Annotated in this window: 13 protein-coding genes; 7 read left to right on the top strand and 6 right to left on the bottom strand. The window is 69.5% G+C overall.

From position 1 onward, the window contains the following. Window positions 1-266 precede the first annotated feature (266 nt). The gene (locus VF584_08545; GenBank protein ID HEX8210223.1) at window positions 267-1937 is read right to left on the bottom strand and encodes an electron-transfer flavoprotein:ubiquinone oxidoreductase; all 1671 of its coding nucleotides are present in this window, start codon (window positions 1935-1937) and stop codon (window positions 267-269) included. A 572-nt stretch (window positions 1938-2509) separates the two neighbouring features. Here VF584_08545 and VF584_08540 point away from each other — a divergent pair. After that, the gene (locus tag VF584_08540; protein HEX8210222.1) at window positions 2510-2719 is read left to right on the top strand and encodes a hypothetical protein; all 210 of its coding nucleotides are present in this window, start codon (window positions 2510-2512) and stop codon (window positions 2717-2719) included. 107 nt (window positions 2720-2826) lie between these two features. Further along, window positions 2827-3240: a hypothetical protein gene (locus VF584_08535; protein HEX8210221.1), complete on the top strand. Its 414-nt coding sequence runs from the start codon at window positions 2827-2829 to the stop codon at window positions 3238-3240. Between the two features lie 69 nt (window positions 3241-3309). Here VF584_08535 and VF584_08530 read toward each other — a convergent pair whose 3' ends face one another. Then, the gene (locus VF584_08530; protein ID HEX8210220.1) at window positions 3310-5388 is read right to left on the bottom strand and encodes an alpha-1,4-glucan--maltose-1-phosphate maltosyltransferase; all 2079 of its coding nucleotides are present in this window, start codon (window positions 5386-5388) and stop codon (window positions 3310-3312) included. 289 nt (window positions 5389-5677) lie between these two features. Between VF584_08530 and recA the strand changes: the two genes are divergently transcribed. Next, window positions 5678-6682, top strand: a complete 1005-nt coding sequence (gene recA, locus VF584_08525) for a recombinase RecA (protein ID HEX8210219.1) — start codon at window positions 5678-5680, stop codon at window positions 6680-6682. Window positions 6683-7260: 578 nt separating this feature from the next. On the opposite strand, the gene VF584_08520 is transcribed toward recA, so the two are convergent. Together VF584_08520 and VF584_08515 are read right to left on the bottom strand one after the other, a co-directional pair. Next, window positions 7261-7662 (bottom strand): response regulator, encoded by a 402-nt coding sequence (locus VF584_08520; protein ID HEX8210218.1) that lies wholly within the window; start codon window positions 7660-7662, stop codon window positions 7261-7263. Window positions 7663-7740: 78 nt separating this feature from the next. Beyond that, entirely contained in the window at window positions 7741-8805 is a 1065-nt protein-coding gene (locus VF584_08515) for a beta-N-acetylglucosaminidase domain-containing protein (protein ID HEX8210217.1), read from the bottom strand. 358 nt (window positions 8806-9163) lie between these two features. Here VF584_08515 and VF584_08510 point away from each other — a divergent pair, with 358 nt between their 5' ends. Beyond that, window positions 9164-9397: a hypothetical protein gene (locus tag VF584_08510; protein HEX8210216.1), complete on the top strand. Its 234-nt coding sequence runs from the start codon at window positions 9164-9166 to the stop codon at window positions 9395-9397. A gap of 6 nt (window positions 9398-9403) precedes the next feature. Here VF584_08510 and VF584_08505 read toward each other — a convergent pair whose 3' ends face one another. Further along, window positions 9404-10729 carry a hypothetical protein gene (locus VF584_08505; protein HEX8210215.1) on the bottom strand — a complete coding sequence of 442 codons (1326 nt, stop codon included), beginning with the start codon at window positions 10727-10729 and terminating at the stop codon, window positions 9404-9406. A gap of 540 nt (window positions 10730-11269) precedes the next feature. Then, complete coding sequence (locus VF584_08500) at window positions 11270-12334, bottom strand: chemotaxis protein CheB (GenBank protein ID HEX8210214.1); 1065 nt, start codon at window positions 12332-12334, stop codon at window positions 11270-11272. Window positions 12335-12492: 158 nt separating this feature from the next. Between VF584_08500 and VF584_08495 the strand changes: the two genes are divergently transcribed. The 3 genes from VF584_08495 to VF584_08485 all read left to right on the top strand — a co-directional run bounded on the left by VF584_08495 (window position 12493) and on the right by VF584_08485 (window position 17379). Then, the gene (locus VF584_08495) at window positions 12493-13077 is read left to right on the top strand and encodes a chemotaxis protein CheB (protein HEX8210213.1); all 585 of its coding nucleotides are present in this window, start codon (window positions 12493-12495) and stop codon (window positions 13075-13077) included. After that, on the top strand, window positions 13074-14939 hold the full coding sequence (locus VF584_08490; GenBank protein ID HEX8210212.1) for a CheR family methyltransferase: 1866 nt from the start codon (window positions 13074-13076) through the stop codon (window positions 14937-14939). Before VF584_08495 ends, VF584_08490 begins: the two co-directional genes overlap by 4 nt. A 244-nt stretch (window positions 14940-15183) precedes the next feature. Further along, window positions 15184-17379 carry an ATP-binding protein gene (locus tag VF584_08485; GenBank protein HEX8210211.1) on the top strand — a complete coding sequence of 732 codons (2196 nt, stop codon included), beginning with the start codon at window positions 15184-15186 and terminating at the stop codon, window positions 17377-17379. Window positions 17380-17389 lie beyond the last annotated feature (10 nt).

The following is a 17389-nucleotide window of genomic DNA, read 5'->3' as shown; positions in this document are numbered from 1 at the left end:
ACCGCCGCCTGGCCCTGCGCACCGATACCGGTAGGGGCAGACCTGCGTGTCTGCCCGCCCTCTCCCGCGCGTCGACCCCCGCCCCTCGGCACCCAAACCCGTAGGGGCCGCCCCACGTGGCTGCCCGTGCCCGCCCCCGCGCCGCCTCACGCACCCCGCGCCGACAGACGCAAACCGCCCCTCCCCCAGGTAGTTATTGGGGGAGGGGCCGCGAGGTGACGAGCGGGGGAGGGGGGCCCAGGAGGGGGCCCCGCGCCCCCGCCCCTCTACATCCGCTTGTAAGCCGGCCCGCTGCCGCCCTCGCGCGGGGTCCAGCGGGGGCCGATGACGTCTGTGGCCTTGCAGTCGATGCAGTTGGGGGCGTTCACCACCAGCCGGTCGCCCTGGCGCTCGTAGACGTTGGCGGGGCAGAGGTGGGCGTACATGTCCGCCACCTCGCCCGGGATGTCCTGCCCCACGATCAGGTGCGACGGGATGTCGTCGCGCGTGCCGTTCCCCGACTTGAAGACCGCGTCCACCTTGCTGAACGTCAGGGTGTTGTCCGGCACGAACGGCGTCTCCGGGGTGACCTCCTTCTCGCGCTCCGCGTCCGGCTCCATGGCGATGCGGCCGGAGGGGATGCGCCCGCCCGTGACGGTTGCGAGCCCCGCCTTGATCCCGCCCACGAAGAAGCCGTCCTTGAACCCCAGGCGCATGTTGCGCGTCTTGTGCAGGTCGTCGCGGATGTAGCTGGCGTCCACCAGCTTGTCGTACGCGCCCAGCGACGCGCCCGTGACGTCGCCCTGCTTGAGCGACTCGAAGATGGTGCGCGCGGCATAGATCCCCGACTGCATGGCGTAGTGGATCCCCTTGAGCGACGCCACGTCCACGAAGCCCGCCGTGTCGCCCACCATCAGCAGCCCGTCGCCGTAGCGGCGCTGCGGGAGGGCGTAGAGGCCGCCCTCGGGGATCGTCTTGGCGCCCCACTCCACCATCTCGCCCCCCTCCAGGTACTTCCTGAAGAAGGGGTGGAGCTTCATCCGCTGCAGCAGCTGGTGCACGTCCAGCGTGGTCTGCCGGTAGTCGAGGCCCACCACGAGGCCGATCGCCACCACGTTGGGCTCCAGCGGGTACATGAAGCTCCCGCCGAATGCGTCGCGCGGCAGGGGCCAGCCCAGCGTGTGCACCACCCGGTCGAGCGGCACCTTGGTCTCCCAGATCTCCTTCACGCCCAGCGCGTAGATCTGCGGGTTCTCGGAGGTGATCCCCTGCCACTGCCGGTACGCCTGCCCCAGCGGCCCGCGCGTCCCCTCGGCCAGCACGGTCACGCGGGCGGTGAGGTCGGTGGCGGGCTCGTGGGTGCTGCCCGGCGTGCCGTCGCGCTTGAGGCCGGACGGCGTCGTGCGCACTCCGACAACCTTTTTGTCGTCCACTAGGAGCGAGTCCACCGGGAAGCCGGGAAGGACGTTGACGCCCAGCTCCTCCGCCTTGCCGCCGAGCCACTGCACGATCTCGCAGATGGAGCCCACGTAGTTCCCCCGGTTGTGCATGGGGGGCGGCGTGGGGAGGCGGATCTGCCCGGTCTCGGTGAGGAAGAGCACCGACTCCGAGTCCACGCGTCCGCGGAAGGGGAAGTCCTCGTCTCTGAGGTCGGGGAAGAGCTCGCGGAAGGCGCGCGGGTTGACCACGGCGCCGCTCAGGCAGTGCTCGCCCAGCGCCTGCGCCTTGTCCAGGACGGCGATGTTGACCTCGCCCAGGGTGCCGCCGTTCTCGGCATCCTTTTGCACGAGGCGGGCGAGCTCGATGGCGGTGGCGAGCCCGGCGGGCCCGGCGCCCACGATCACCACGTCCATCTCCAGCGCCTCGGCGTCGGGCGCTTCGGCCAGGATCATCCGTTCGCGCGGGAGGTCGGGCTGGTGCCGCACCGGGAGCACGGTACGGCGTGCGCTGTCTGCCATGGGTTCTCCGATGATCGTGTGCTGGGTCTTTTCGCGCGCCAACATACGCGGGCCGCGCACCCAGCGCAAACCGGGCGCGGGCACGCGGTTGCGGCGTGATTCACGGGCGCTGGAAAGCCTCACACAGAGAGCACGGAGGGAACCGCGAAGCCACAGAGAACCCACTTCCTGAACGGAGCGCCCCCGCGAGTACCTGCCTCACACGACTGAGCTTCTGCGCGAAGTGAAGGAGACGGGCTTTCCCGCGCAGTTCGATCCATCCAATGTTCGGTAGGTGGTGCATGGCTACGCATTAGAGCGGACTACCCGGGGCTGCTGTTGGACTGAACCGCGTGGGTGGCGGACACCGCCCAGTCCGCGCATACCTTGCACCTGAACATGGGAGGGTATAGTGCAAAGCGGCAGCGCGCGTCTCCTTCACTCCGCGCCACATCACGGCCCCTGAACAAGGTGCCGCGAAGCGCTCCGTTCAGGAAGTGGTTCTCTGTGGGTCTGTGTCCCCGTGTGAGCCCCGCAGTTGGGGCATACCACTTGGTTTGGGCGCCCGCCTCTACCGGAGAAGGAGGAATCAGATGGAATCACGAAATGGGCTGGCGAGCGTGGTGGGATGGTTCAGGATTGGGGCGGGGATGGGCCTCGTGCTGGCGCCGGAGCGGGTAGGGAGGGCGCTGGGGATGGAGGACTGGTCGGAGCCGATCCGCGCGTACGGCTTCCGCCAGGTCGTGGCCGGGATGGGGATACTGGCGCTCCACCCCGAGCTCGCCCGGCGCGAGCGCGACTGACGGATGCGTGCACGATGCACTCCTTTCAAAACGGAATTGCAATTGGACAGGTCTTCGGGTAATCTTCGGCCACCTGAAGCACAGTTCATCCCATCCAAGGAGCGAAGATGAAGATCCGCACCCCCCTCGTCGCGCTGTTCGCCGCGGTGGCCATCGCCGCCTGCGACCGCGCGCCCACCTCGGCGCTGAGCGCGGACGAGAGCGCCCCGCGCGCGACGCTGAACTCGGCGCCGGTCGCCGTCATCCACGTCGTATCGAAGAAGCCGTACCCCGCTTCGGGCGGCAACCCGGCGTACATGAGCTGGAGCCTGGACGCGCAGGGCTCGTACGACGCGGATGGCGATCCGCTCACCTACAGCTGGACCAGCGACTGCGTGTACATCGCGAACGGCTACGACTACGCGTGGACGGCCAACGCCAACCTGTACGAGACGTGCTACATCGACCTGTACGTGAGCGACGGCACCACCACCACGAACGCACGCGCCAAGGTCTACAACTCCACGATCACCTACCTCTGATCCGCTAGAAAAAACGGAGGCACGGAGAAGAACCTCTTCTCCGTGCCTCCGTTTTTCTGCATAAGGCCCTTACACCAGCGTCGGCTCCATGAAGTAGTCGAAGCCGTGCTCCGAGCTGCGCCACGCGCGGACGCGGAAGATGCGCGCGGGGGCGCCGGGGTCGAGGCGGATCCAGTGCGAGCCGCCGTGCCAGAAGTGGCGCTCGCCGGTCAGCAGCTCCTCCACCTCCCACGGGTCGTGCCAGCCGATCCCCATGTCCGGCAGCGGGAAGTGCAGCATCCCCTCGTGCGCCGAAAACGGGTCCAGGTTCACGGCCACGAAGATGAGGCTCGCCTTGTCCGGCGTCATCTTCCCATAGAAGAGGATGTTGTCGTTCTCCGCTGGATAGAAGCGCAGGTTGTCGTACTCGTGCAGCGCGCGGTTCTGCTTGCGGATCTCGTTGAGGCGGCGGATGAGGCCGCGGATGTTGCCCGGACGGTCCCAGTCCCACGCCTTCAGCTCGTACTTCTCGCTGTCCAGGTACTCCTCCTTTCCCGGCGCCAGCGGCGTCCCCTCACACAGCTCGAAGCCGCTGTAGATGCCGTAGACGGAGGACAGGGTGGTCGCCAGCACCGCGCGGATCATGAACGCGGGGCGGCCGCCGCGCTGCAGGAACTCCGGGTTGATGTCCGGCGTGTTGGGGAAGAGGTTGCCGCGGAAGTAGTCCTTCATCGGCCCCTGCGTCAGCTCCTCCAGGTACTCGATGATCTCCGCCTTGAAGTTGCGCCAGGTGAAGTACGTGTAGCTCTGGCTGAAGCCGGCCTTGGCCAGCGCCCGCATCATCTTGGGGCGCGTGAAGGCCTCGGAGAGGAAGATCACCTCGGGGTGCTGCCGCTGCACCTCGCGGATCATCCACTCCCAGAACTGTACGGGCTTGGTGTGCGGGTTGTCCACGCGAAAGATCTTCACCCCCTGCTCCACCCAGTGCCGGATGACGTCGCGCCACTCCTTCCACTGCGCTTCCCAGTCGTCGCCGTAGAAGTTGAGCGGGTAGATGTCCTGGTACTTCTTGGGCGGGTTCTCCGCGTACTTGATCGACCCGTCAGGCCGCACGAAAAACCAGCTCGGGTGCGCTTTGGCGTACGGGTGGTCGGGGGAGACCTGGATGGCGAAGTCGAGCGCGATCTCCAGCCCGTGCTCCGCCGCGGCGGCCACCATGCGGCGGAACTCCTTCATCGACCCCAGCTCCGGGTGCACCTCGCGGTGCCCGCCGTCCTTGCTGCCGATGGCGTACGGCGACCCCGGCTGGTCCGGCCCGGCGCCCAGCGTGTTGTTCTTCCCCTTTCTGAACGCCAGCCCGATCGGGTGGATCGGCGGAAAGTAGAGGACGTCGAAGCCCATGTCGCGCACGTACGGCAGCTTGGCGATGACGTCGTCCCACGTGCCGTGGCGGGTGGGGTCGTCGGCCATGGAGCGCGGGAAGAGCTCGTACCACGCCGCGAAGCGCGCCGCCACCCGGTCCACCTGCACGGGAAGGACGGGCTCGAACTGCGTGAGATCCTCGCGCAGCGGAACGCGCTCGATCACCTTCAGGAGCCCCGTGTCCAGCGCGGCGGCCACGCGCTCCGCGATGGTGCGGTCCTCGGCGGCGGCGGCGCCCTTTTCGAAGGCGGCCCACTTCCACGTCTCGGGCGCGGCCTCGTGGTCCAGCACGTCGCCGATCATCTCGGCGAGGTGTTCCAGGATCGTCTCGCGCTCCGCCTCCGGCGCCGCCGCCGCGGTGCGCGCGACGATCTCGGCGCCCTCGAACAGCTCCAGCACCACCTCCTGTCCGGCGTCGTACTTCTTGCGCAGGTCGCTCTGCCAGGTGCCGAAGAAGTCGGTCCAGGCTACGACCGTATAGTACCAGCGGCAGTTGCGGTCGGGGGTGAACGAGCCGGTCCAGCGGTCGTTGTCCCAGAACTTCATCGGCGCCTCACGCCACTCCTCCTCGTCCTCTGGCCGGTACCAGATGGCGGCCGAGATGGCGTCGTGCCCTTCCTTGAAGATGTCCGCGCGCACCTCGATGGTGTCGCCCACTTCGCGCTTGATGGCGTAGCGCCCGCAATCGAGCTGCGGCGTCACCTCTTCGATGACCACCTTCCGGCTCGCCTCTATCTGTCCCGGCATCGGCTCTGGAGTTCGCATTGGATATGTGGAACGGTCGGGCCGGCGGGCCGCAAGCGCTGGGCCAGGGAAGGGAAGGAAGCCTCACACAGAGACACAGAGTTACAAAGAGAGAACCGCAAAAGGTTTCCTCTGTGTCTTGCAGTTCGCCTCTGTGTTCTCTGTGTGAGCTTTTTCCTTCGGTTTTTATTCGCACAAAGTTCACACTGTGGTGTATATTGGTTGCGGCTCACGGGGTGTGGGCGTGCGGAGGCTTTTACCTGGGGTGGAGAGCTGACAAATGGCGCTCGTGATGAACGCTGACAAGACGAAGGCGCTGAACGTCGCGATCGGACAGATCGAGAAGGCGTACGGCAAGGGCGCGATCATGCGCATGGGCGTGGACGGCCCCATGGTGAAGGTGAGCGCCATCTCCACCAGCGCCATCCACCTCGACGCCGCCATCGGCGTGGGCGGAGTGCCGCGCGGGCGCATCACGGAGATCTTTGGGCCGGAGTCGTCCGGCAAGACCACGCTCTGCCTACACCTGATCGCCAACGTCCAGGCCGAGGGCGGCATCGCGGCCTTCGTGGACGCCGAGCACGCGCTCGACATCGAGTACGCCCGCAAGCTGGGGGTGGACGTGGACAACCTCCTCGTGTCGCAGCCGGACAACGGCGAGCAGGCGCTGGAGATCACCGAGACGCTCATCCGCAGCGGCGCGGTGGACCTGGTGGTGGTGGACTCCGTGGCCGCCCTGGTGCCACGCGCCGAGATCGAGGGGGAGATGGGCGACAGTCACATGGGGCTGCACGCGCGCCTCATGAGCCAGGCGCTGCGCAAGGTCACCGGCGCCATCAACCGCACCCAGGCCACGCTCGTCTTCACCAACCAGATCCGCGAGAAGATCGGCGTGATGTTCGGCTCGCCGGAGACGACCACGGGCGGGCGCGCGCTGAAGTTCTACGCCTCGCTGCGGCTGGACGTGCGGCGCATCGGCACCATCAAGGACCGCGAAGTCGCCGTTGGCAACAAGACGCAGGTCAAGGTGGTGAAGAACAAGGTGGCGCCGCCCTTCAAGCAGGTGGTGTTCGACATCATGTGGGGCACCGGCATCGACCGCTTCGGCACCATCGTGGACCTGGGCGTGGAGCACGACGTGATCTCCAAGTCCGGCTCCTGGTTCAACTACGGCGACCTGCGCCTGGGCCAGGGCCGCGAGAACGTCAAGGCGTTCCTCCAGGAGAACGTCCCCCTCGCCACCGAGATCGAGGACAAGGTCAAGATCAAGGCGGGGTTCGTGGTGGAGGTGGCGTGACGGGCCCTCACGTCATCGGGAGAGGGGGCTGCCACTGCTTCGCAGGCATCCGCGCAGCGCATGTGCCCCCTCCCCCCGACCCCTTCCCCGCCTGCGGGGGCGCAGGGCGGGCGAGAGGGAGAACTGCCCTCTTAGCCGCACAGGAACCGTAGGGGCGCGATTCATCGCGCCCACCCTTCGCCCTGCCTTCGACCGCCGCCCGCCGCCCAAATACCGGTAGGGGCAGACCTGCGTGTCTGCCCGCCCTTCCCCCCGCGCCGACCCCCGCCCCTCCGCACCCAACCCGGTAGGGGCGGCCCCGCGTGGCCGCCCGTGGTCTGCGTATGCTCCGCAGCCTGCATCCAGGAGCGAATGAATTCGCCGCTAGAACCACACGAAGTCCGCCTGCGCGGACTCGGCTTCTGATGCTTAACGCGCGACCAAACTGTCAAACGAGAAAGCCCCTTTCTTCGCTCCGCCCTATAAGGCGGTGCGAGAGAAGGGGCCGACATGCGTTGCGCTCTAGAATTGAACCCGCTCCACCGCCCGCCGCCCACGAGACCGCTTCAGCGGTCTTCCCGTCGTTCCAGCCGGGGGCTTCAGCCCCCGGTGTTCTCGCCCCCGGTGCTTTCGGCCTCGGCCGGCAATTGCGCCCGGATCGCCGCGATCAGGCGCGGTGCCTGGAAGGGCTTGGCGAGGAAGTCGGCGAAGCCGGCGGCGCGGGCACGGTCCGGGTCCAGGTCGCCGGCGGTGCAGGCGATCACCGGGATGCCGGCCGTCAGCGGGTCGCCGCGGAGGGTGGCGAGGGCTTCCCAGCCGTCCATCCGCGGGAGGTGCAGGTCCATCAGCACCAGGTCCGGGTGGTGCTTCAGCGCCATCTCCACCCCCTCCACCCCATCGTCCGCACCCAGCACGCCGAAGCCCACCAGCTGCAGCGACATCAGCACGGCCTGGCGGACGGAGGGGTGGTCCTCCACGTAGAGGATCGTGGGAGAGGCCATGAGCCGAGCCCGGAAAGAGGACGCACCACGGAGCGTAACAGTTGTGCCGCACGCACCTTCCGCGCAAGGATTGTCCGGCTACTGCGTCTGCACGATCTCGTCCGTGATGCGGTACGCGCCGTCCAGCCAGGCGATGATCTCGCGGGCGCCCGGATGCTCTTCGGCGCCGTAACGCTCGCGGAGGGCCGCTTCCTTTTCCTCCAGCCGGTCCAGCCCCACGTTCTGCAGCACCAGCACGTCTTCCCACACGCGCGTGCCGAGCGATGCGCCCAGCACGGCCATGGCGGCGGTGCGAAAGGCGTCGCCGTACGCGTAGGCGTCGCCCAGGCGGTAGCACTCCGGAAGGGTCAGCGCGGGGATCAGCGACAGGGTGGGCTGCAGCGCCGGGTTGATGCCGTGCGCCGCCACGTGACCGCGCAGGCTGGCCGGACGCCCGGTGAAGGCGCGCACGTGCAGGTACTGCGACATGCGCGGGCCGTCGTTGACCGGATAGTTGTCCCACAGGAACGGCTTGCGGCGAAGCTGCCCCGTTACGCGCTCCAGGTGTCCGGGCGTGATCTCGCGCGAGCATACCTCTTCGCCCGTCCAGAACACCTCGATCGAAGGGTCGAGCGCCGCGCCGAGCTGCTCCAGGTATCCATCCGGCCGGCGGCCGAAGGCGCGGTCGAGCACCGGGTCGTCGGAGTAGTAGCTGGGGCAGACGAGGAGGCGGTTCGCCCGGGTCCGTTCCGCGGCCCAGTGGACGATCTCCACCTGGCGCGCCGCGAGGTCGGGGGTGTCGCCGCGCATGTCGTCGAAGAGGATCGCCAGGTCCTGCACCCCAAGCTCGTCGAAGAAGGCGAGCTTGCGGGCGAGGGCGTCGTGCGCGGCGGCGTCGAAGCCGTTGAAGATCTCGTACGGGCTAAGCCCCACTCCGAAGCGCACTCCCGCCCGCCGGCAGGCGTCCGCGAGGGTGGCGAGGCCGCGGGCGCTCTCCTCCGGGTACTCCTCCTGCCAACGGCGGCGCAGAAAGGTGTCCGCCTTGGGCGCGTACATGAAGAAGCGGTACCCGTGCGGCGCCAGGAACTCCACCGTCGCGGCGCGCTCTTCCCACGTCCAGGGCTTTCCGTAAAACCCTTCGATAATGCCGAGCTCCGGTTCCATCCGCCGTGTCTCCGTGGTGGGGGCAGGTTGCACGCTGCTCCCATCCGGCACAGCGAGTGCCGCGGCATCGTGATCGGCTCACGCGGAGACGCGGAGGGAACGACAGAAAGAAGCTCACACAGAGAACACGGAGGGGAACTGCGAGCCACAGAGGACCTCTTTTAGCTTTTCTCTCTGTGGCTCTGTGTGAGGCCGCTGTTGCTGTTCCTCCGCGCCTCCGCGCGCAGTCGTCCACTTTGTCCTTTAACACGGCGGCAACGGAATCTCCGCGGGGCACCCAGCGCGCCAGAATAAAGGAACGGGCACCGGACTGACCCGGTGCCCGCTTCGTTCGACCACGCTTCCGGAGATCGTCTCTATGCGCTTCGCCCGCTCCTTCCTCGCCCTCGCCGCTCTCTGCGCCGCCGCCGCCTGCGCCGATGGAGCGTCCCGCATCACCGCGCCGTCCGACCCGTCGCACGATGAGACCGCCGTCGGAGGCGGGTGGGTCGGCTCCGACAACGTGACCCAGGAAGGCGGCGGCACCGGGAACAACACCCCGCCGGCCGATACCACGGCGTTTGGCGGAGGGTGGGTCGGATCGGACAACTAAGGCCAGCTACGGACAGGCTGGCACAATCGAGAGGCGGGATGCGGGTCCTACGGGTGCGTCGTCCCGCCTCTCGCGCATTGCACTCACGAGAGCATCGTTGGTTGCTGCGACCACCTCGACAAGCATCCTGTTGGCGGGACGCTGCCGATCCTGGAAAACACGGGTGATCTCATCTTCGCCTACGACTCCGAACCGCACCGCATTGAGCATGGCTTCCGCCTGGAGCACAAATTCGTTCTCCTGCCTCTCCCGGGCGATGCGCAGTGCCTCGCCTGCGGCCAGTTCTGCCCGATCCCAGAACCCGAGCGTGCCGGAGCCGAGCGCAAGCTGAACTAGCGCCGCGGCATGTCCATGCTTGCTGGGTTGCTGGCGCATCATTCCCCACGCCTCGGTCCACGCGCTCTCGAATATTGAGTTCCATCCGGCTCCGGCCGCGGCTCGCGCGAGGCTGGCGAACAACACCATTCGCCGGCGTGGTTCCCATAGGTGATCCACGAGCACTAGGAGAACCTCCGCAGCGTCTGCAAACCGTCCTGATCTATCCATCCAGAACCACGCGACATCATGTGCGAGCGCGTACACACGCCCGTGCCCGGGGCCGTACGCCGCAAGTGCGTCGGAGACGTACTTCATTGCAGTCCGCTCTTGATCGGCATCGAAGCTGATTCCCGCGAGGTCGTACAGCGCGTCGCCCTCCAGCGTGCGGAGTCCGTGCGTGCGTGCGATGCGCAGGCAGAAGCGGTGGAAGCGGCGGGCCAGGGGGAGGTTGCCGCGCTGGCGGTACAGGTTGCCCAGCCCCGACGCGCAGAGCGCCGCCACCTCCCACTGCCCGGCGGCGCGCGACTTTCCGTGCGCCCACTTGAGCCACGGCTCGGCCAGGTCGTACAGCGCCAGCTTACGCGCGAGCCGCCCGATGTGGTAGCCGAGGTGCGGCCGGTCCGGGTCGATCTCTTCGGCCAGGGCGAAGAAGGAGAGTGCCGTGCGGCAGGCGCCCATCCCCTCGGCCCAGAGCCCCAGGTGCGCGCACCCCAGCACCAGCCCGTCGCGCGTGTCGTCGTCCGGGCGCATCTCGCGGAGGAGGCGGGTCATCCCGCGCAGCGTGGTGCGCAGCTCCGGGACGGCGTCCAGGAGCTCGCCGCTCTCGCCCATCAGCAGGATCCCCGGGAGCTCGTCGCCGGCGTCGATGCGGCCGCGCACGTTGCGCAGCATCTGCCAGAGCGCGACCCCGGCGTCGCCGTTCCCCGCCGCCTCCAGCTCGTCCAGCACGAAGAGGTAGGGGATGCGGGCGGTGCCGTTCAACGCTTCGGGGGATGGGCGGGGAGGGTGTTCCATGAGATCGGCCGCGCGGTGTAAGGGTTGTCCCAGAATGAGTCCACAAACGCGAAAGGTAAAGGGGACGGAGTGGCCGCGCCAGAACCGCGAAGTCTTCCGAACCCGGACACTCCGGACAGTCGTGGCTGTGCCATTGCCGTGCCGCGGCGATTGGAACCGGGGCGATGACCCCCGGGAGCCCGCCATCTGGGGCGCGGACGGCGTTGGCGCGGAGCGGCGGGGAGTGTGTGGGCGCCTGGCGTCCGACGGTGGCGCGGGACCGGCCCACGGGCGCCCACGCGGGGCCGCCCCTACGAGTTACATGGCGAACGGCAGGGTTTGTGGCGGGGCGGGGGAGGGCAGACACGCAGCTTTGCCCCGACGCGCATCGGTGATCTACGCGTGCGCCCCTCTCCCAGCGGTTTGGGAGAGGGGCAGCGAGGAACGAGCGAGGAGAGGGCCCGCGATGCCGGCCGCCCGCACCAATCCACGCGTACGCCCCTCCCCCAGGTGGTTATTGGGGGAGGGGCCGCGAGGTGACGAGCGGGGGAGGGGGCCCGCTCAGTCTCCCGCCTGCTCCAGCAGCGGCTGCTCCAGCGCGGTGCGGGCCTCCAGCGAGCGCTCGGCTTCCTGGCCGCCGGCGAGGCCCAGGTTGCGCAGCACCTCCAGGATCACCCCCGCGCGCACGTCCGCTTCGTCCGCCTGTTCGCCGAAGCGGTTTGCCGAGAGGTCGCCGCCGCGGGCGCGGAGGCGGTCGGCCATCTTCCGCGAGAGGGCGGCGCGCTCCTTCAGCGCCAGCATTGCCGTCCACAGGGCCGACTCCACCGCGTGGCCCTGGTGCGCCAGCAGCGACTCCACCCCGTAGGCGTGCCCCACCCGGCAGCGGTAGCGCACCACCTCCGCCTCCTGGATCTCGAAGAGCGAGCCGTGGCACTCCGGGCAGCTGTAGCCCGCGGGGGTGCCGGGGCGCTCGTCGTCCTGCATCGCGTCGAAGTCCATCACCGCGATGTCGGCCTCTTTGTCGAGTCGGTTTGGCACGGGTGGCTCCGAGTCGGGAAGGGGGCTGGTGGCGAGCTCCACCAGCGTGGCGGAGATCCGGTCCAGCGGCACCACGTGGTCCGCGCCCACCACGGCCAGGGCACTGCTCGGCATCCCCGGGTGCAGGGCGTCCGCCGGGTCCTGCACCACGGCGGCACCGCCGCGCGCGCGCACCGCGCCCAGCCCGGCCGTGCCGTCGTCCAGGTTGCCGGTAATGACCACGGCGGCCACGCGCGGGCCGTACGCGCGGGCGGCGCTGCGGAAGAGGGTGTCCACGGCCGGCCGGTGCCCGTTCTCGCGCGGGCCGCGCGTGAGCCGGATGCGCCCGTCCTCCAGCAGGAGGTGGTGGTCCGGCGGCGCCACGTAGATGGTGCCGTGCTCGATGCGGTCGCCGTCGGACGGGTGCACGGCGGTGAGCGGACCGGCCCGGGTCAGGATGCGGGGGAGCACGCTGGTGCTGTACGGGGGGAAGTGCACCACCACGAAGACCGCCGCCGGAAGATCGGCGGGGAACCCCGCCACGATCTGCGTCATCCCCTCGACCGCCCCGGCCGAGCCGCCCATCACGATGATGTCCCGTCCAGTCACTGGTTGGCTCCCGAAAGTTTCGATCCGCAGGCGTTCACCCCGCGAGGGGGGCGGCAATTCCCGTGCACGGACGTTTCCAGTTGCTTGACACGGAGGGGCGCGCGGGCGAGTGTTACAATCTATCCAGATTTCCACGAGTCCCTTTTCGCCGGACCCATTTGGATTCCACACCGCCGCCGTGCCTGGTGGTGATCGCGTCGTCGCTTGGGGGCATCCAGGCGCTGCGCCACATCCTCTCCCAGCTCCCGGCCGACCTCCCCGCCTCGGTGGTGGTGGTGCAGCACCTGGAGCCCGGGCGCCGCAGCCGGCTGGCCGAGGTGCTGGGGATGGTCAGCGCGCTTCCCGTGTGCGAGGCGCTCGGCGGCGAGGCGCTGAACGACGGGCGGGTGTTCGTGGCGCCGCCGGACCGGCACGTGGTGGTGGATGGTGGCGGGCGGCTCCAGCTTTCGGATGCGCCCCCGGTCCGCTTCTCGCGCCCCGCGGCCGATCCGCTCTTCGCCTCGGCCGCGGAACGGTTCGGAGCCGGGGTGGTGGGCGTGGTCCTCACCGGGTGCGACTCCGACGGGAGCCTGGGAGTCCGCGCCATCAAGGAGGGCGGGGGCACCGTGCTGGTGCAGGACCCCGCCACGGCGACCGTCGAGAGCATGCCCCGCAACGCCATCGCCACCGGAACCGCGGACGACGTGCTCCCCCTGGAGCAGATCGCCGGCCGCATCGTACAGGCCGTAACGCAGAGCGCATGAGCCAGCCCGCAGATCCCCACTTCGAACAGCTCCTGGAGTTCCTCCGCGACAACCGGGGCTTCGACTTCACCGGCTACAAGCGAGCCACCCTGGTGCGCCGCGTGGAGAAGCGGATGGCCGAGGTGGAGGTGGACGGCTTCGCCGCCTACCAGGCCTTCCTGGAAGCCCATCCGGGGGAGTTCACCGCGCTCTTCAACACCATCCTCATCAACGTCACCGGTTTCTGGCGCGACCCCGAAGCGTGGTCCGTGCTGATGAACGAGCACCTGGCGCCCATCCTCGGCGACTCGGATGCGCCGGTGCGGGTGTGGAGCGCCGGGTGCGCGTCTGGCGAGGAGACGTACACGCTGGCGATGATGTTCTCCGAGGTGCTGGGGGCGGAGGGCTTCCGCGAGCGGGTGAAGATCTACGCCACCGACGTGGACGAGGAGGCGCTGGCGCATGCCCGCTCCGCCGCGTACAACGCGCGGGCCATGGAGTCGCTGCCGCCGGAGCTGCGCGAGAAGTACTTCGAGCCCGCCCCGGGTGGGACGTACGCCTTCCGCGCCGACCTGCGCCGCCAGGTGATCTTCGGCCGGCACGACCTGGTGCGCGACGCGCCCATCAGCCACCTGGATCTGCTGGTCTCGCGCAACGCGCTGATGTACTTCAACGCGGAGACGCAGGGGCGCATCCTGACGCGCTTCCACTTTGGGCTCAAGGACGGCGGCACCCTCTTTTTGGGAAAGGCGGAGATGATGAGGTCGCACGGGGACCTCTTCGCCCCGGTGGACCTCAAGGCGCGCATCTTCCGCAAGACGGCGCGCGCGGCCCGGCGCGACCGGCTGCTGACGCTGGGGCAGCCCGCGCGCGCCGAGGGGCACGAGCGGCTGGTGCACCAGCTCCGCATCCGCGAAGCCGCGCTGGACGTGCAGCCCAACGCGCAGCTCGTGGTGGACCGCAAGGGCACCCTGGTCCTGGCCAGCGCGCAGGCCCGCGCCATCTTCGGGCTGGTGCCGGCGGACCTGGGGCGCTCGCTGCACGACCTCACCATCTCGTACCGGCCGGTGGACCTGCGCACCCGCATCGAGCAGGTGTACGGCGATCCGCGCGTCCTGCACCTCCCCGGCGTGGAGCACCTGCTCCCCGACGGAGCCATACGCACCTTCGAGTTGATCCTGGCGCCGCTGGTGGACCGCGACGACGCCATCGTGGGGGTGAGCGTCTCCTTCGTGGACGTGTCGCAGGAGCAGCAGGTGCGGGCTCAGCTCATGGAGGCCAACCAGGAGCTGGAGACGGCGTTCGAGGAGCTGCAGAGCACCAACGAGGAGCTGGAAACGACCAACGAGGAGCTGCAGAGCACCATCGAGGAGCTGGAGACGACCAACGAGGAGCTCCAGAGCAGCAACGAGGAGCTGGAGACGATGAACGAGGAGCTCCAATCCACCAACGAGGAGCTGGAGACGATCAACAACGAGATCCAGCGCCGCACGGGGGAGCTGAACGACGTCAACAGCTACATGACGGCGATCCTCACCTCGCTGAGCTCCGCCGTGGTGGTGCTGGACCGCGACTCGGACATCCGCATCTGGAGCCGCAAGGCCGAGGAGCTGTGGGGGCTGCGCGGGGAGGAGGTGGAGGGGGTGGCGTTCCAGAACCTGGACATCGGCTTCCCGGTGGAGCGCCTCAAGGCCCCGGTCCGCGCCTGCATCGAGGGCCGCTCCGAGCACGAGGAGCTGACGCTGGACGCCGTCAACCGCCGCGGCCGCACCATCCGGTGCCACGTCACCTGCACCCCCTTCGCCGGCGCCGACCGCGAGATCCGCGGCGCCGTCCTGGTGATGCACGAATTCGAAGACCCCGCCGATCAGGCCGGAGGATGAATCCCCCGGCTGGAACCACGGGAAGGCGGCTGAAGCCGGCTCGAGAACCGCGGCCTCCTGTCCGCGCCGCCCCCCGCCGCGCGAGCGAATCCCACCCCTGAGTCCGCGCAGGCGGACTTTGTGCGGTTGTTGCCGCGAGTTCACTCGCCCCTGGCAATGGCTGACCATGGCAAAACCTGGCGCAAGCTTTGCCTAAGTGGACACACAGCACAGATAGGCGGCACGCTCTTCCCGGCGCGCGATAATGAGCTTCGATTCCGTCCTCCACCACCAGATGCACAGCGCGCACGACCGCATCGAGGCCCTGCGCGCGCGCCTCGTCACGTCCGCGGGGCCGGGGGACGTGGCGCAGGCCGCGCTGGAAGAGCTGATGACGGCGATGGAGGAGCTGCGCGTGGCGGAAGAGGAGCTTCGCCAGCAGAACGAGAGCCTCGCCGCCGCGCAGCTCCTCCTGGAGGACGAGAATCGCCGCTACGTCGAGCTCTTCGAGTACGCGCCCGTCCCCTACGTGGTGACCGACGAGGTGGGCGTCATCCGCGAAGCGAACCTCGCCGCCTGCGAGCTCCTTGGCGTCAACGGGCGTGAGCTGCGCGGCAAGCCGCTGGTGCTCTTCATCGACCGAGAAGAGGTGCGCGACTTCCGCACGCGAATGTCGCTCGCCGCCTCCATGCGCGCGCGCATCGACGAGTGGGAAGTCACCCTTGCGCCGCGCGGCGGTGAGCCGATCCCCGCGGAGTGCTCGGTGCAGGGAGTCCCCGCGCGCGCCGGCGAGCCCGCGGGGATGCGCTGGATGATCCGCGACATCAGCGCCCGCCGCGCCGAAGAAGCTCGCGCGGCGCTCCTGGGCGAAACGGAGCGCGGGCGCGCCTTCCTGGAAGCGGTGGTGCGGCAGATGCCCGAGGGGGTGCTGATCGGCGAAGCGCCGGACGGCCGCATCGTCCTGCACAACCCCGAGGTGGAGCGCCTCTTCCGCCACCCCATCCTCCCTGAGGGCGGCGCGGGCTACGTGCACCCGGACGGGCGCCCCCTCGCCGCGGGCGAGTACCCCCTGGCCCGCGTCGTCCGCGACGGCGAGAGCATCGCCGGCGAGGAGCTGCACTACCGCCGCGGCGACGGCACGCGCGCGGTGATGCGGGTGAACGGCGCCCCCGTCGCGGACGCGGAGGGGAAGACGGTAGCCGGCGTGGTCACCTTCACCGACGTGACGGAGGAGCGCCGCCGCCGGCAGGCCGACCGCCTGCTGGCGCGCACCAGCGAGCTCCTGGCCTCGTCGCTGGAGTCCGCCGCGACGCTGCAGCGCATCGCGGACATGGTGGCGGGGAGCCTGGCCGACTACTGCATCGTGCACGTGGAGGAGGGCGGGGAGCTGCGCGCCCCCGGCGTCGCCCACGCGGACCCGCGCCGGCGCGAAATCGTGCGCGGGCTCCTGCGCCGCTTCCCGGTGGACCCCGCGGGCGAGCACCCCGCCGTCGTCTGCCTGCGCACGGGCGAGGCGCGCCTCATCCCCGCGGTGGACGACGGCATGGTCAGCGCGATCTCCAGCGGCCCCGAGCACACGGAGATGCTGCGCGACCTGGGGCTCGCCTCCGGGATGGTGGTGCCGATGCAGGCACGCGGGCGCACGCTGGGCGCCATCTCCTTCGGCCGCACGGCGAACTCACCGCCCTACGAGGAGGCGGACCTGGAGGTGGCGCAGGAGCTGGCCCGCCGCGCCGCCCTGGCAGTGGACAACGCGCGGCTCTACGAGGAAGCGCAGCGGGCCTCCCGCGCCCGCGAGGAGGTGCTGGCGGTGGTGTCGCACGACCTGCGCAATCCGCTCAACGCCATCGTCCTGGGCACGGCGCTGCTGGACGACTTCTCGGCCGGCGAGGCGTGGAGCGACCGCGACCGCCAGCAGCTGCGCGCCATCCGCAACGCGTCGCAGCAGATGGCGGGGCTCATCCAGGACCTGGTGGAGGTGGTGGCGCTGGAATCGGGGGGCGCGGCCCTCTGCCCCGCGTCCGTGACGCCGGCAGACCTGGTGGACGGGGCGGTGGAGATGTTCCGCGAGATGGCGGTGCAGCGCGGGCTGACGCTGGGCACCTCGGTGGTGCCCGGCCTCCCCACGCTGTGGGCGGACCACTCGCGCGTCCTGCGCGTGCTCTCCAACCTGCTGGGGAACGCCCTGAAGTTCACCCCCGCGGGCGGCCTCATCACCGTCGCCGCCGCCCCCGCCGAGGGCGCCGTCCGCTTCACGGTGGCCGACACCGGCACCGGCATCGCCCCCGAGCACCTCCCGCATCTCTTCGACCGCTACTGGCAGGTCCGCCGCGGCGAGAAGGAGGGTCTCGGCCTGGGCCTCGCCATCGCCAAGGGGATCGTGGAGGCCCACGGCGGCCGCATCTGGGCGGAGAGCGTCCCGGGCGAGGGCGCAACCTTTCACTTCACGCTCCCGGCGTGAGGGGAGGCGA

The sequence above is a fragment of the Longimicrobium sp. genome (assembly GCA_036389135.1).
Lineage (GTDB): Bacteria > Gemmatimonadota > Gemmatimonadetes > Longimicrobiales > Longimicrobiaceae > Longimicrobium.
The sequence above is the reverse complement of the archived record's forward strand: the minus strand, read 5'-3'. Positions and strand labels throughout refer to the sequence as shown.